The following is a 13,523-nucleotide window of genomic DNA, read 5'->3' as shown; positions in this document are numbered from 1 at the left end:
TGCGCTGGTGGATACCGAGGCACTGCGTTTGTTCGTCCGGGCGGCCGAGCTCGGACAGTTGCAACAGGCGGCCGGCGAGCTGGGCGTGACCCAGCAGGCGGTCTCCAAGCGGATCGCCGCCCTGGAGCGCGAGCTGGCGGTCCGGCTGTTCACGCGTACCGCCCGCGGGGTCGAGCTGACGCTCGACGGGCAGGCGTTCCTGCCGCACGCGCGGGGCGTCGTCGCGGGTGTCGAGCGAGCCGTCACCGCCGTGCGGCCGGGCTTCAGGGCGCTGCGGGTCGACGTGCTCGGCCTGCGCAGCGCGCAGGCCGTCGTGCTGCACGACTACTGGCGCTCGCATCCTGAAGCCGACCTCGATGTGGTGACGCTCAGGGTCAACGATCCGCGGGTGGCGGCGGCCGCCGTCGCGGCGGGCGACGTCGACGCCTCGTTCCGCACCGTCAGCGACCCGGCCGCGCTGCCGCCAGGCGTGCGCATGATCCCCGCCTTCGACTCGCCGCTGGAACTCCTCGTCGGCCCCGGGCACCCGCTCGCCGCCGCGCGGACCCTCACTCCGCGGCGGCTGCGCAAGCACCGGATATGGGTGCCGGGCATCGCGCCGCGCAGCGAGTGGGCGGAGTTCTACGACCAGCTGGCCACGGACTTCGACCTGCGCGTCGACGCGGCAGGCCCGCACTTCGGGGACGAGGTGCTCCTCGACACCCTCGCGGACTCCCCGGACGTGGCCACGCTGGTGGGGGCACGCGACCGGTACGTCTGGCCGGCGGGCCACGACCTGCGCCGCATCCCCGTCGTGCATCCCACGTGGGCGTACCCGCTCTCGCTGCTGCTGCCCGAGACGAACCCCCACCCGGGGCTGCGCGGGCTCCGCACGCACCTCAAGAGCCTGCCGGCGCTCCCCGGGGAGGTCTGGCGCCCGTCCTGGGCGGCGTCGCCCGGGCTCGGCGGGTCCCGTGCAGGCGCCGTCACGCCGGAAGGGGCCGGGCATGGCCAGTGACCGTCTGATGCGCATCCACAGCGCCGAGTTCCGCGCCATGGCCGAGAGGGTCCTGCGGGCCACCGAGCTCACCTCCCGCCTCAACGTCCTGCCGTTCGAGGACGACGCGGGCAAGGCCGACCTGTTCGAGCGGATCCTCGGATCGCCGCTCCCGGCCGGGGTGACGATCTACCCGCCGTTCTTCACGGACCACGGCCTGCGTCTCGACCTCGCCGAGCGCGTGTTCATCAACCAGAACTGCACGTTTCTGGACTACGCCGGCATCCGGCTCGGCGAGCGCGTGATGATCGGGCCCAAGGCCACGTTCATCACCGTCGGGCACCCGGTCGACCCGCGGGAGCGGCGGGGGTGGCTGAGCGGCGGGCCCATCGACGTGGCGGAGAACGTGTGGATCGGCGCCGGCGCCACGATCCTGCCCGGCGTCAGCATCGGCCGCGACGCCGTGGTCGCCGCGGGCGCGGTCGTGGCCGACGACGTACCGGAGGCCAGCCTGGTGACCGGCGACAAGGCGCGCGTGCACAGGCGCTGGTGAGAGCCGGCTCCCAGAGTAAGAGCCTGGAGCCCGGAGTAGGAGCCGGTCCTAGCGCGCGGCGAGCCGTTCCATCAGGGCGGCGCCGCGTGCCAGCGCCTCCCGCTCCTCGCCGGTGAGCTCGCTCTCGATGGCCTGCGCCAGCCAGCCCGCTCTGCGCCCGCGCTCCGCGTCGAGAGCGGCCCGTCCCGCGGGGGAGAGCTCGACCAGGGTCTTGCGGCCGTCCGTGGGGTGCGCCCGGCGGACGACCAGGCCCTGATCGAGCAGCAGTCCGACGGCCCTGGCCATGGACTGGGGCCGTACGCGCTGATCCGCCGCGAGATCGCTGGTGGTCATGGACCCGTCGCGGTCGAGGGTGCCGAGTACCGAGACCTGGCCGTGCGGGATCCGGTCCTCGTGCTTCACGCGCCGCGTGAGCTTGCCCATCGCGGTACGCAGTTCGGTGGCGACGGCGGCGGGTTCCGGGGTGGGCATTGGAGCACCTTAACCGGTGGTCGGCGGTGCGGCCGCGCGCCCCGTTCCGACAGCACAACTGAACAGACGAACTGAACAGCATTGCTGTAGAGTCGCCGGTGCCGCGGCACGCGCCAGCGCTGTCGCAGCAGGGCCGCGGCGTGCGTCAACTGCGAAGGACCTCGCATGGTTTCCCAGACAGTCGCGTCCACCGTCATCCAGTCCGTCACCGCCCGCGCGGTTCTCGACAGCCGCGGCAACCCCACCGTCGAGACCGACGTCCTCCTCGCGGACGGGTCACTGGGCCGCGCCGCGGTCCCGTCCGGCGCCTCGACCGGCGCTCGGGAAGCCGTGGAGTTGCGCGACGGGGACCCCGGGCGCTGGCACGGCAAGGGCGTCGACCGCGCGGTCGGCCACGTGAGCGGCGAGATCGCGTCCGTGGCCGTGGGGCGCGACGCCGACGACCAGGCGGGCCTCGACGCGGTGCTCGCGGCGCTCGACGGTACGGCGGACAAGTCCCGCCTCGGCGCCAACGCGCTTCTCGGCGTCTCCCTCGCCACCGCCAAGGCCGCCGCGGCGGCCCACCGCCTGCCGCTCCACCGCTACCTCGGCGGCGTCGACGCCCGGCTCCTCCCGCTGCCGATGATGAACATCGTCAACGGCGGAGCGCACGCCGACAATCCGCTGGACTTCCAGGAGTTCATGATCGCGCCGGTGGGCGCCCAGACCTTCGCGGAAGCCGTCCGCATGGGCTCCGAGGTCTTCCACACGCTCCGGCGCGACCTGCGCGCGGCCGGGCACGCCACCGGCGTCGGCGACGAGGGCGGCTTCGCGCCCGCGCTGCGCACCGCGCGAGAGGCCCTCGACTTCGTCGTGCGCGCCATCGAGCGCACCGGCTACCGGCCGGGCGAGGACATCGGGCTGGTCATGGATCCCGCCTCCTCGGAGTTCTTCCGCGACGGCGTGTACGTGTACGCGGGCGAGGGCGTCCGCCGCACCCCCTCCGAGCACGCCGCACACCTGACCGAGCTGATCGACGCCTACCCCGTCGTCTCCGTCGAGGACCCGATGGCCGAGGACGACCTGGACGGCTGGCGCGAGCTGACAGCGCGCGTCGGCGACCGCTGCCAGCTCACCGGCGACGACGTCTTCTGCACCAACGAGAAGCTGCTGCGCGAGGGCATCCGCACCGGCGTCGGCAACTCCGTCCTGGTCAAGGTCAACCAGATCGGCACCCTGACCGAGGCGCTCGCCACGGTCGCCACCGCGCACCGCGCCGGCTGGACCGTCGTGATGTCGCACCGCTCCGGCGAGACGGAGGACACCACCATCGCGGACCTGGCGGTCGCGACGGGCTGCGGCCAGATCAAGACCGGATCGCTGTCCAGGTCCGACCGTACGGCCAAGTACAACCAGCTCATCAGGATCGAGGAGGAGTTGGGGGAGTCCGCACGGTACGCGGGCGGGGCGGTACTGCGCCGCCCCTGACCAGCCGGCGTGCCGCCGAGCCGCGGACCCGGGTCCTTCAGCGGCCCCGGCCTTCGGGTGCGCTCTCGCGCAGCAGCGCCACGTCGCGGGCGGCCTGGGTGAGGAGCGCGCGCATCGCGGCCTCGGCGGCGTCGCCGTCCTGGTCCCGTATCGCGTCGAGGACGGCGCGGTGGCTGGGCACCGGGTCGCCGGGGTGGTGGCCCGGGCCGTGGACGAGACGGTCGCGGGCCGCCCGGGCGGTGGCGATCACCATTTCCATCCGCTCCAGCAGTTCGTTGTGGGAGGCGGCCAGCAGTGCGCGGTGGAAGGCGAGGTCGGCATCGACGGCGCCCGGCGCGCCGTCGGGGGCCTCGCCCATGTCCCGCAGCGCCGCCTCCAGCGCGGCGAGGTCCGCCGTGGTGCGGCGCTCGGCGGCGAGCCGTACCGCCGCGGGTTCGACGATGCCGCGTACCTCGTCCAGGTCGTGCAGCAGCGGTGGCGCGGCCTGGGACGCGGCGGTGTCGGCGGACTGGAACTGCCAGCGCAGGACGTCCGCGTCCAGCAGGTTCCAGTCGGCGCGCGGGCGCACGAAGGTGCCGCGCCGCTGCCGCGCGTCGACCATGCCCTTGGCCGCCAGCACCTTGAGCGACTCGCGCAGCGCGGTGAGGCTGACGCCCAACTCCTCCTGGAGCGCCGCCAGATCGAGGGTGGCGCCCTCGCCGAGGGCGCCACTGAGCACCCGGTGCGCCAGCACCTCCACGGTCTGGCCGTGCACCCCCCGGCGTGCGTAGCCCGGCATGGGGCCTCCCGTCCTCTCCCGTCCCGCCTCGCACGGGCCCTGTCCCGCGTGGCACGCGGCGGGTCCCGCCTCGCGCGGGTCCTGCCGCGCGGCACCGAGCCTGGTCGCTGAAAAGTACCGCGTCAACAACTATTCCTAATTAACGAATTCTTGTAGCGTGCGGCGTCATCACGGTCCCCGTCACTCGACTCGTCCGAGAGGCAGCGCCCATGACGGCAGCCGACACCACTCCCCGCGTCCCCTTCACCCCGGCCCGCCTCCACTTCGGCGCCGACTACAACCCCGAGCACTGGCCCGAAGAGGTCAGGGCCGAGGACATCCGGCTGATGAAGGAGGCCGGGGTCACCATGGTCACGGCCGGCATCTTCTCCTGGGGGCTGGTCGAGACCCGCCCCGGCACCTACGACTTCACCTGGTTCGACCGCGTCATGGACGACCTGGCCGAGGCGGGGATCGCCGTCTGCCTGGCCACCATGACCGCCTCACCGCCGCCCTGGCTGAGCGAACGGCACCCCGAGATCCTGCCCGTCACGGCTGACGGCGTACGCAAGTGGCCCGGATCCCGGCAGCACTACTGCCCCTCCAGCCCGGTCTACCGCGAGCACGCCGTGCGCCTCGTCGAAGCGCTCGCCACCCGCTACGCCGCGCACCCCGCGCTGGCGATGTGGCACATCGGCAACGAGTACGGCTGCTCCAACCCCGTCTGCTACTGCGACGTCTCGGCCGCCGACTTCCGCCGCTGGCTGCGCGAGCGCTACGGCACCGTCGAAGCCCTCAACGCGGCCTGGTCGACCACCTTCTGGGCGCAGGCCTACGGCTCCTTCGACCAGGTCATGCCGCCCCGGGCCACGCCGACCCACCCCAACCCCACCCAGCAGCTGGACTACTGGCGCTTCAGCGACGACGCGCTGCTGGGCTGCTACCTCGCGGAGAAGGCGGTGCTGCGCCGCCTCACCCCGCAGGTGCCCGTCACCACCAACCACATGCCGCACCACAAGCCGGTCGACCCCTACCGCTGGGCCCCGCACGAGGACGTGCAGGCGCTCGACCACTACCAGGAGCCCTACGACCCGCGCACCCACGTGGACGCGGCTGCCGCCTTCGACGTCGTGCGCTGCGCGGGACAGGGCCGTCCTTGGATGCTGATGGAGCAGGCGCCCAGCGCCGTCAACTGGCGGGACCGCAACAGCCCCAAGCCGCCCGGCGCGATGCGGCTGTGGAGCTGGCAGGCCGTCGCCCAGGGCGCGGACGCGGTGCTCTACTTCCAGTGGCGCCAGTCTCCCGGCGGCGCCGAGAAGTTCCACTCGGCCGTGGTACCGCACGCGGGGCCCGACACCCGGATCTTCCGCGAGGTGGCGGCGCTGGGCAGGGAGCTGGCAGCACTCCCGCAGCTCGCGGGAAGCCGCAGCGCGCCGGAGGTGGCGCTGCTGGCCGACTGGAACAGCTGGTGGGCCATGGAACAGGGCTCCCACCCCTCCGCGGCCCTCAGCCACCGCGAGGCGCTGCTGCGCCACTACGCGCCGCTCTTCGACGCCGGAGTGCCCTGCGACATCGTGCCGCCCGCGAGTGACCTGTCCGGCTACCGGCTCGTCGTCGTCCCGGACCTCTACCTGATGAGCGAGGGGACCGCCGAGAAGCTGACCGCGTACGTACGGGAAGGCGGCCACCTGCTCGTGTCGTACTTCTCCGGGATCGCGGACGAGGACGACCACATCCACCTGGGCGGCTATCCCGCGCCGCTGCGGCAGGTGCTCGGGCTGCGGGTGGAGGAGTTCTGGCCGCTGCCGCAGGACGGGCGCGTGCCGCTGCGCGGCGAGCTGAACGGCGCGGCGGACCTGTGGTCGGAGGCCGTCGACCTCGAAGGGGCGCGGGCGCTCGCCGTCTTCGGCGACGGCGAGCTCGCGGGGCGGCCCGCCCTCACCCGGCACGCCTTCGGGGACGGCGTCGCCTGGTACGCGGCGACCCGCCCCGATCCCGAGCTGATGCGCACGCTGATGGACCGGGTGCGGGAGGCGGCCGGCGTGGCGCCCGTCCTCGCGGGGCTGCCCGCCGGGGTGCAGGCGACCGTCCGCGAGGGAGCGGGCGGCCGCTTCCTCTTCCTGCTCAACCACGGTGCGGAGACGGTCACCGTGCCTCTCCCGTACCCCGCGCGTGACCTGCTGGACCCCGGCTCGGAGCCCGCCGGCTGCCGCACGCTGCCGCCGCGGGGCGTGGCGGTGCTCCAGCGGGCGGACTGAACCGCCTGCGCGTACGGCATGGACGGCACGTGTGGCATGGACGGCATGTACGGCATGGGATGAGGAGGTCAGATGCCCACCCGACGCACACTCCTGGCCGGCGCGGCGGCCGTGGCCGCGGCACCCGCGCTCGCCGCCTGCGGTGAGCAGGCGGGCGCGGCCCGCACCACGCGCCAGGCGCCCCGCGCCCCGGGCCGCCGGGTCGACCTCGTCTTCTGGACGTGGGTGCCGCTCCAGAAGGCCGTGGCCCTGTGGAACCGGACCCACCCCGACATCCACGTCACGGTGCAGACGGTGCCCGCCAACACCTCCGGCGGCTACCAGAAGATGCACTCCTCCCTCAAGGCCGGTGACCCGCCCGACCTGGCGCAGGTCGAGTACTACGCGCTGCCCGAGTTCATGCTGGTGGGCGGACTGACCGACCTGACCGCGTACGGCGCCGACAAGCTCAAGGGCGCCTACGTCGACTGGCAGTGGCAGCAGGGCGTGTTCGCGGGCCGCACCTACGCCCTCCCGCAGGCGTCGGGCCCGATGGGCTTCTTCTACCGCGCGGACCTCTTCGAGCGGTGGGACGTGGAGGTCCCCCGCACCTGGGACGCGTTCCGGACGGCCGCCGCGCGGATCCGCAAGCGCAGTGGCGGTGCCTCCCGCATCAGCGCCTTCCCGCCTGCCAACGCCCAGTGGTTCGCTGCCTTTCCCTGGCAGCGGGGCGCCCACTGGGTCCGTACCGAAGGCGACACCTGGATCGTGGACCTGGCGAGCCCGGAATCGCTGGAGGTGGCCGACTTCTGGGACGGCCTGGTCCGTGACGACCTGATCCTTCCCACGCAGGACGCGCAGAGCGCCTTCTTCAAAGCGCTCCAGACCGGGCAGCTGGCGGGCTGGCCGGGTGCCCAGTGGTACGACGCGCTCATCCGGGGCAACGCGCCCGGCACCAAGGGCAAGTGGCGGGTGGCCGAGCTGCCCCAGTGGGAGCGGGGGGCGCACGCCTCCGCCAACTGGGGCGGCTCGGCCACCGCGATCCTCCAGGGCACCCGCCACCCGGCCGAGGCGCTGCGGTTCGCGCACTGGCTCAACACCGACCCGGAGAGCATCGCGCTGCTGGTCGAGGCCGGGTACGGCTGGCCCGCGGCGGAGCTGGACCTCGCGGACTCGCCACTGGGCGAGCCCAGCGACTTCTTCGGCGGCCAAGCCTACAACGAGATCTTCCAGCTCTCCGACCGCAACGTCGACACCACCTGGCGCTTCGGCCCCACCACCACCCAGTCCTACGCACACATCCAGGACAACATCGGCCGCGTCGTCGCAGGCCACGGCACGATCACGGACGCACTCAAGGACGCCGAGACCAAGTTCGTCGACGACCTGAAAGCCAAAGGCCTCAAGGCGAGGAGCGCGCGATGACGACCACCACGAGCGGGGGGAAGCGGACCGCCGCCCCTCCCGCGTCCGCCGCCACCCGCCGCCGGGCGAGGCCCGACCGCAAGGCGTGGACGTTCCTGGCGCCCTTCCTGGCCGTCTACGTCTTCGCGATGATCCTGCCGATCCTCTACGCGCTCTACCAGAGCCTGCTGACCGTGAAACGGTCGGGGCCGCTGGGGCTGGGCGAGCCCTCGGTGGCCTTCGCCGGGCTGGACAACTACGCGCTCGCCCTCCAGCAGACCGCCTTCCTGGAGGGCTTCGGCCGTGTGCTGCTGTTCGGCGCCGTCCAGGTGCCGGTGATGCTGCTGCTGTCGCTCACCCTCGCCCTCCTGCTGGACCAGATCCCCGACCGTTGGGCCGGGCTGATGCGCGCCGCCTACTTCCTGCCGTACGGCATCCCGGGCGTCATCGCGACCCTGCTGTGGGGGTTCCTGTACGTCCCGGGGATCAGCCCGCTCAACGACCTGCTCGGCGACGTGGGTCTCCAGCCCGACTTCCTCGGCTACGACAACGTGCTCTGGTCCCTGGCCAACATCGTGGTGTGGGAGTTCGCCGGCTACAACATGCTGGTCATCGTCGCCCAGCTCAAGTCGGTCCCGCAGGAGCTCTACGAGGCGGCCAGGATCGACGGCGCGGGACCGTGGCAGACGGCGCTGCGCATCAAGATCCCGCTGATCCGTCCGGCGCTCGTCCTCACCTGCGTCTTCTCCATCATCGGCACCCTGCAACTGTTCGCCGAGCCACTGGTGCTCAAGAAGCTCGCCCCCGCCGTCACCACCGACTTCACGCCGAACCTGAGCGCCTACTTCGACGCCTTCGCCAACGCCAACGTCTACCTGGCGGCGGCCAAGTCGGTCCTGCTCGCCGTCGTCGCCATGGTGCTCTCGTTCGGCTTCCTCAGCCTGGTGGGCCGGGGGCGGAAGGGCGGGGACCGATGAGAGCCGCACCGACCAGGGTGCCCCGACCGGGCCGCATCGTGCTCGTCGCGGTCCTCGTGCTGGCCGCCGTCTACTTCCTGCTGCCCGTCTACTGGCTGGCCGTCGCCGCCACCAAGTCCAACAGCGGCCTCTACGGCAGCTTCGGCCTGTGGTTCGACGACCCCCGCCTGTGGCGGAACCTTAGGGACGTCTTCACCTACAACGGGCACATATTCCCCCGGTGGGCGCTCAACTCGGTGCTGTACGCGGGTGTCGGCGCCGTCGCGGCCACCCTGCTGTCGGCGGCGGCCGGCTTCGCCCTGGCCAAGTACCGCTTCCGGGGCCGCGAAGCCGTCTTCAAGTGTGTTCTGGCCGGGGTGCTGCTGCCCTCCACGGCGCTCGCGCTGCCGCTCTACCTGATGTTCGGCAAGATCGGCCTGACCAACAGCTACTGGGGCGTGCTCATCCCCAGCATCGTCAGCCCCTTCGGCGTCTACCTGTGCCGCATCTACGCCGAGTCCGCCGTGCCCGACACCCTTCTGGAGGCTGCCAGGGTGGACGGCGCGGGGGAGGAGCGGATCTTCTTCACGGTGGTGCTGCGCATCATGTCGCCCGCGCTGGTCACCGTCTTCCTCTTCCAGTTCGTGCACATCTGGAACAACTACTTCCTGCCGCTGGTGATGCTCTCCGACGACCGCAAGTACCCGATCACCCTCGGCCTGGTCACCTGGCAGCAGGCGGCCGACCGCTTCCCCGAGCTGACGCAGTACACCGTCGGGGGCGCCTTCGTCTCCGTCATCCCCCTCGCCGTCGCGATGCTCGTCCTCCAGCGCTACTGGCGGACCGGACTGACCGAGGGCAGCGTGAAGGAATAGGAGCAGTGACACGTGCGCATCACCCGCGTCGAGACCTTCGCCGTACCGCCGCGCTGGCTCTTCTGCCGGATCGAGACCGACAGCGGCCTCGTCGGCTGGGGCGAACCGGTGATCGAGGGACGCGCGCAGACCGTCCGCACGGCCGTGGGCGAGCTGGCCGAGCAGTTCCTGGTCGGCGCCGACCCGCTGCGGATCGAGGACCACTGGCAGCTGATGACCAAGGGGTCCTTCTACCGCGGCGGGCCCGTCCTCTCCTCCGCCGTCGCCGGACTCGACCAGGCGCTGTGGGACATCGCCGGCAAGGCGTACGCGGCACCCGCGCACCAGCTCCTCGGCGGGCCCGTGCGCGAGCGGGTCCGCGCCTACTGCTGGGTCGGCGGCGACGAGCCCGCCGCCGTGCGCGACCAGGTCACCGCGCAGGTCGAGGCGGGCTTCACCGCCGTCAAGATGAACGCCTCGGGACGCACCGACCGGCTGCCCACCACCGCGGCTCTCGACGCGATCGCCCGGCGCGCCGAGGCGGCCCGCGAGGCGCTCGGGCCCGAAGGCGACTTCGCCGTCGACTTCCACGGTCGGCTGACCACGGCGGGCGCCCGCCGCGCGCTCGACGTGCTGGAACCGTACGGACCGCTCTTCGTGGAGGAGCCCGTACTGCCCGAGTACACGCACCTGATCGGGCAGGTGACCGGGTCCACCACCGTGCCCGTCGCCACCGGGGAGCGGCTCTTCTCCCGTACCCAGGTGCTGCCCGCGCTCCAGGCGGGCGTCGCCGTGATCCAGCCCGACCTCAGCCACGCGGGCGGCCTGTCCGAGGCGCGGCGCATCGCCTCCCTCGCCGAGACCTTCGACGCGCTGGTCGCCCCGCACTGCCCGCTCGGCCCGCTCGCCCTGGCGGCCAGCCTGCAACTGGCCTTCTGCACCCCCAACTTCCTCATCCAGGAGCAGTCCATCGGCATCCACTACCACTCCGGCGCCGAGCTCCTCGACTACGTGCTGGACCGCGAGGTCTTCCGCTTCCACGAAGGGCACCTGCTGCGGCCCACAGGGCCCGGGCTCGGAGTGACCATCGACGAGCGGGCGGTGCGCGAGGCCGACGGCACGGCAGCCGACTGGCACAACCCCACCTGGCGCCACCCGGACGGGTCGTTCGCCGAGTGGTGAGCTCACCCCGCCCGGCGGACGCGCGTTCGGCCGCGCCCCCGGCCACCCGTCGCAACCGTCACCTCCCAAGGTGGTGACGAGCGCGGGCACCGCCCCGGGCGACCGGCGCACCTCCCGCGGTGGTCAGCACGGAGACCCCACTCACTCATCCAGGGCGCGAGGCCGCTGAGCTGCGGCTGAAAACCTCCCACCATCGCAGACGAGCGTCCAGCGTGATACCTGTCGGATGTCAGGGTCACATAGGATGCCCGCGGCCGAAGGGGGAGGGTGAACCATGGACACGGTGATCGTTCAACTGCCCGACCAGCAAGGGCACCTCACGGGCGACCGGGGGGACAGACCCCGTCTGCTCCACCTCGGCCCGGGCCAGAGTGCCGACTTCGGGCGCGGCGATCCCGGCCACCCGGTGCAGGTGGCCCTGCCCGACCCCGGAGTCTCCCGGCGCGCCGGGCAGATCACCGCCGCCGAGGACTACTGGCGGCTGTCCAACTACAGCGGGCACGTCACCTATGTGGTGGAGAACATGGAGGGCGCGGGCGAGCACATCAAGGTCCCGCCCGGCAGGCTGGGCGCTCCCGTGCCGTTCGAGTTCTCCCGCGTCGTCCTGCCCTCCCGCGACGGCGAGGTGCACTTCAAGGTGTTCGCGCCCGAGCACATGTACCTGGACGCGGGCGGCGGAGACCGCGCCGGCGAGCCCACCCAGAGCCCGTTCACGCTCGACCAGACCGCCAAGTACTTCCTCGTCCTGCTCGCCCTGTGCGAGCCGCGGCTGCGCGACCCCTCCAGCGGCGCCATCCCCGGCGTCAGCGAGGTACTGGAGCGGCTGCGCCCGGTGCCGGGCTGTCACGACCTGACCCGCTCGGCCGTCAACTACCACATCGAGTACCTCGCCTCGGTCAAACTGCGGCTGCGCGGTGACGACGAGCGCACCGCGGGCACCAGCCGCAAGCGCGCCGAACTCGTCGCCCTCGCTCTCCGCTTCGACCTGGTGCGCGAGGAACACCTCACACTGCTGCGCCCCGCGGCCCGGGCGGGCCGCACGGGGGAGCGCGACGGATGACCGAGCCCGCACACTCCCGCCTCGACCTGCCCGCCGGATACCGGGTGGGGGAGTGGACCGTGACAGGGCGGATCGGGGCGGGCAGCTGGGGGGTGGTGTACGCCGCCGAGAGCGCGGACGGCACGCGGGCCGCGGTGAAGTTCCTGCCCACCCACCTGCTGCCGCCCGGCCAGCGCGCTTCCATGGAACAGCTGGTACGGCGGGAGGTCCGCTTCAGCCTGGAGACCGACCACCCGCACGTCGTCAGCACGCGCGAGGTGCTCACCGTCCGCGACCCCGACCGCCCCGAGATCGACGGCGTCACCGCACTGGTCATGGACCGGGCCGAACACAGCCTCCAGGAGCTGCTGGCCGCCCGCCGGAGCAGCGGCGAAGGCCCGCCCGCGCTGCCCGAGGCGGCCCGCGTCCTGGCCGGGGTCGGCGCCGGGCTCGCCCACATCCACGGGCGCGGCTGGGTGCACGGCGACCTCAAGCCCGGCAACGTCCTGCTGGCGCCCGACGGCGAGGTGTGGCTCGGCGACTTCGGCCTCACGGTCGAACTCGACGGTACCCACGCCTACGTGCCCCCGCTGGGCTCCCTCGACCACGTGCCGCCCGAGTGGTGGTCGGAGCGGGAGGGCGGCCGTAGCACGGTGCGCCCCACTGCCGACATCTGGGCGTTCGGCGTGCTGGCCCACCAGGTGCTCACCGGCGGGCTGCACCCCTTCCCCGGATCCACCGCCCGCGCCCGCGCCCTCGGCGCGCAGGCCTACGCACGAGGCGGCGCCCCACTGCGCCTGGACAACACGATCCCCGACGGCTGGCGCGAGCTGATCGCGGACTGCCTGCGCCCCGACCACGCCTCGCGCGCCGCCCTGGACGCCGCCGCGCTCGCGGAACGGGCACGGGGGCTGGAGAACTCCGGTGCCGCGGACGCCCGTTCCGACAGGTACGGGCGCACCGCTGTGGGCCGCCTCCTCGGCGCCCGCCGCCCCGCAGGGCGCAGGATGCCGGGGCGTGGGCGCCGCCGGCTCAGCATCGTGGCGGCCGCCGTCACCGTGCCGGTCGTGGCCGCCGCCGTGTCGGTGGCGCTGCTGCTCGCCGACGACGAGGAGGGCGCCTCGCCGGGCGGCGGCCCCGGCGCCGCCTCGGCGCAGCCAGGGGCCCTGCCCGCCGACTCCGACGTGCCCCGCGACCTGCGGCCCGTCATCAAGGACGCCGCGCGCCAGTGCGCCGAGGAAGAGGTCACCCCCGCCTTCCTCGCCGCGATGCTGAAGGCCGAGAGCGGCTTCGACGCCGACGCACGACAGCCCGAGACCAACGAGTACGGCATCGCCATGTGGACACCGTCGGTCTTCAAGGGCTGGGCCAAGGACGGGGACAAGGACGGCGACAAGAGCTACATGTCGCCCCCCGACGCCATCGCGGCGATGTCCAACTTCGTGTGCTGGCTCGACCAGCAGTACAAGAAGGAGGGCATGCACGAGGACCTCCCCGGGCTGATGGCCGCCGGCTACCGCACCAGCTCCCGTACCGTCCTGCAGGCCGGCGGGGTGCCCGAGCGGGTCAGGCCGCACGTGCGGCGCGTCGAGCGGTATCTCGAGGAGTACACACGCTGAGCCGGCCC

General features: G+C 72.9%; 12 protein-coding genes. 10 read left to right on the top strand and 2 right to left on the bottom strand.

The genetic code is table 11. The features are described from left to right. Positions 1–7: 7 nt before the first annotated feature. Complete coding sequence (locus tag MMF93_RS06230) at positions 8–997, top strand: LysR family transcriptional regulator (protein WP_242750065.1); 990 nt, start codon at positions 8–10, stop codon at positions 995–997. Next, positions 987–1,529: a DapH/DapD/GlmU-related protein gene (locus MMF93_RS06225; RefSeq protein WP_242750064.1), complete on the top strand. Its 543-nt coding sequence runs from the start codon at positions 987–989 to the stop codon at positions 1,527–1,529. The genes MMF93_RS06230 and MMF93_RS06225 overlap by 11 nt, the downstream gene beginning before the upstream one ends. A 48-nt stretch (positions 1,530–1,577) precedes the next feature. Here the strand turns inward: MMF93_RS06225 and MMF93_RS06220 are convergent, their stop codons facing one another. Then, entirely contained in the window at positions 1,578–2,000 is a 423-nt protein-coding gene (locus MMF93_RS06220) for a MarR family winged helix-turn-helix transcriptional regulator (RefSeq protein WP_242750063.1), read from the bottom strand. Positions 2,001–2,165: 165 nt separating this feature from the next. On the opposite strand from MMF93_RS06220, the gene eno reads away from it, so the two are divergent. Then, positions 2,166–3,467 (top strand): phosphopyruvate hydratase, encoded by a 1,302-nt coding sequence (gene eno, locus MMF93_RS06215; protein ID WP_242750061.1) that lies wholly within the window; start codon positions 2,166–2,168, stop codon positions 3,465–3,467. A gap of 37 nt (positions 3,468–3,504) precedes the next feature. Here the strand turns inward: eno and MMF93_RS06210 are convergent, their stop codons facing one another. Beyond that, positions 3,505–4,245 (bottom strand): FadR/GntR family transcriptional regulator, encoded by a 741-nt coding sequence (locus tag MMF93_RS06210; protein WP_242750060.1) that lies wholly within the window; start codon positions 4,243–4,245, stop codon positions 3,505–3,507. A 209-nt stretch (positions 4,246–4,454) separates the two neighbouring features. Here MMF93_RS06210 and MMF93_RS06205 point away from each other — a divergent pair, with 209 nt between their 5' ends. From MMF93_RS06205 to MMF93_RS06175, 7 genes are all read left to right on the top strand, one after another. After that, a complete protein-coding gene (locus MMF93_RS06205) occupies positions 4,455–6,482 on the top strand; it encodes a beta-galactosidase (RefSeq protein ID WP_242750059.1) in 2,028 nt (675 codons plus the stop codon). 72 nt (positions 6,483–6,554) lie between these two features. Beyond that, positions 6,555–7,886 carry an ABC transporter substrate-binding protein gene (locus MMF93_RS06200; protein WP_242750058.1) on the top strand — a complete coding sequence of 444 codons (1,332 nt, stop codon included), beginning with the start codon at positions 6,555–6,557 and terminating at the stop codon, positions 7,884–7,886. Beyond that, complete coding sequence (locus MMF93_RS06195) at positions 7,883–8,842, top strand: carbohydrate ABC transporter permease (protein WP_242750057.1); 960 nt, start codon at positions 7,883–7,885, stop codon at positions 8,840–8,842. Before MMF93_RS06200 ends, MMF93_RS06195 begins: the two co-directional genes overlap by 4 nt. After that, a complete protein-coding gene (locus tag MMF93_RS06190; RefSeq protein WP_242750055.1) occupies positions 8,839–9,696 on the top strand; it encodes a carbohydrate ABC transporter permease in 858 nt (285 codons plus the stop codon). The genes MMF93_RS06195 and MMF93_RS06190 overlap by 4 nt, the downstream gene beginning before the upstream one ends. A 12-nt stretch (positions 9,697–9,708) precedes the next feature. Then, positions 9,709–10,857, top strand: coding sequence for a galactonate dehydratase (gene dgoD, locus MMF93_RS06185; protein ID WP_242750054.1), 1,149 nt, complete (start codon positions 9,709–9,711; stop codon positions 10,855–10,857). A 274-nt stretch (positions 10,858–11,131) separates the two neighbouring features. Continuing rightward, complete coding sequence (locus MMF93_RS06180; RefSeq protein ID WP_242750053.1) at positions 11,132–11,917, top strand: serine/threonine protein kinase; 786 nt, start codon at positions 11,132–11,134, stop codon at positions 11,915–11,917. After that, on the top strand, positions 11,914–13,515 hold the full coding sequence (locus MMF93_RS06175; protein WP_242750051.1) for a serine/threonine-protein kinase: 1,602 nt from the start codon (positions 11,914–11,916) through the stop codon (positions 13,513–13,515). Before MMF93_RS06180 ends, MMF93_RS06175 begins: the two co-directional genes overlap by 4 nt. Positions 13,516–13,523: the final 8 nt, after the last annotated feature.

The organism is Streptomyces tubbatahanensis (assembly GCF_022699385.1).
Lineage (GTDB): Bacteria > Actinomycetota > Actinomycetes > Streptomycetales > Streptomycetaceae > Streptomyces > Streptomyces diacarni.
The sequence above is the reverse complement of the archived record's forward strand: the minus strand, read 5'-3'. Positions and strand labels throughout refer to the sequence as shown.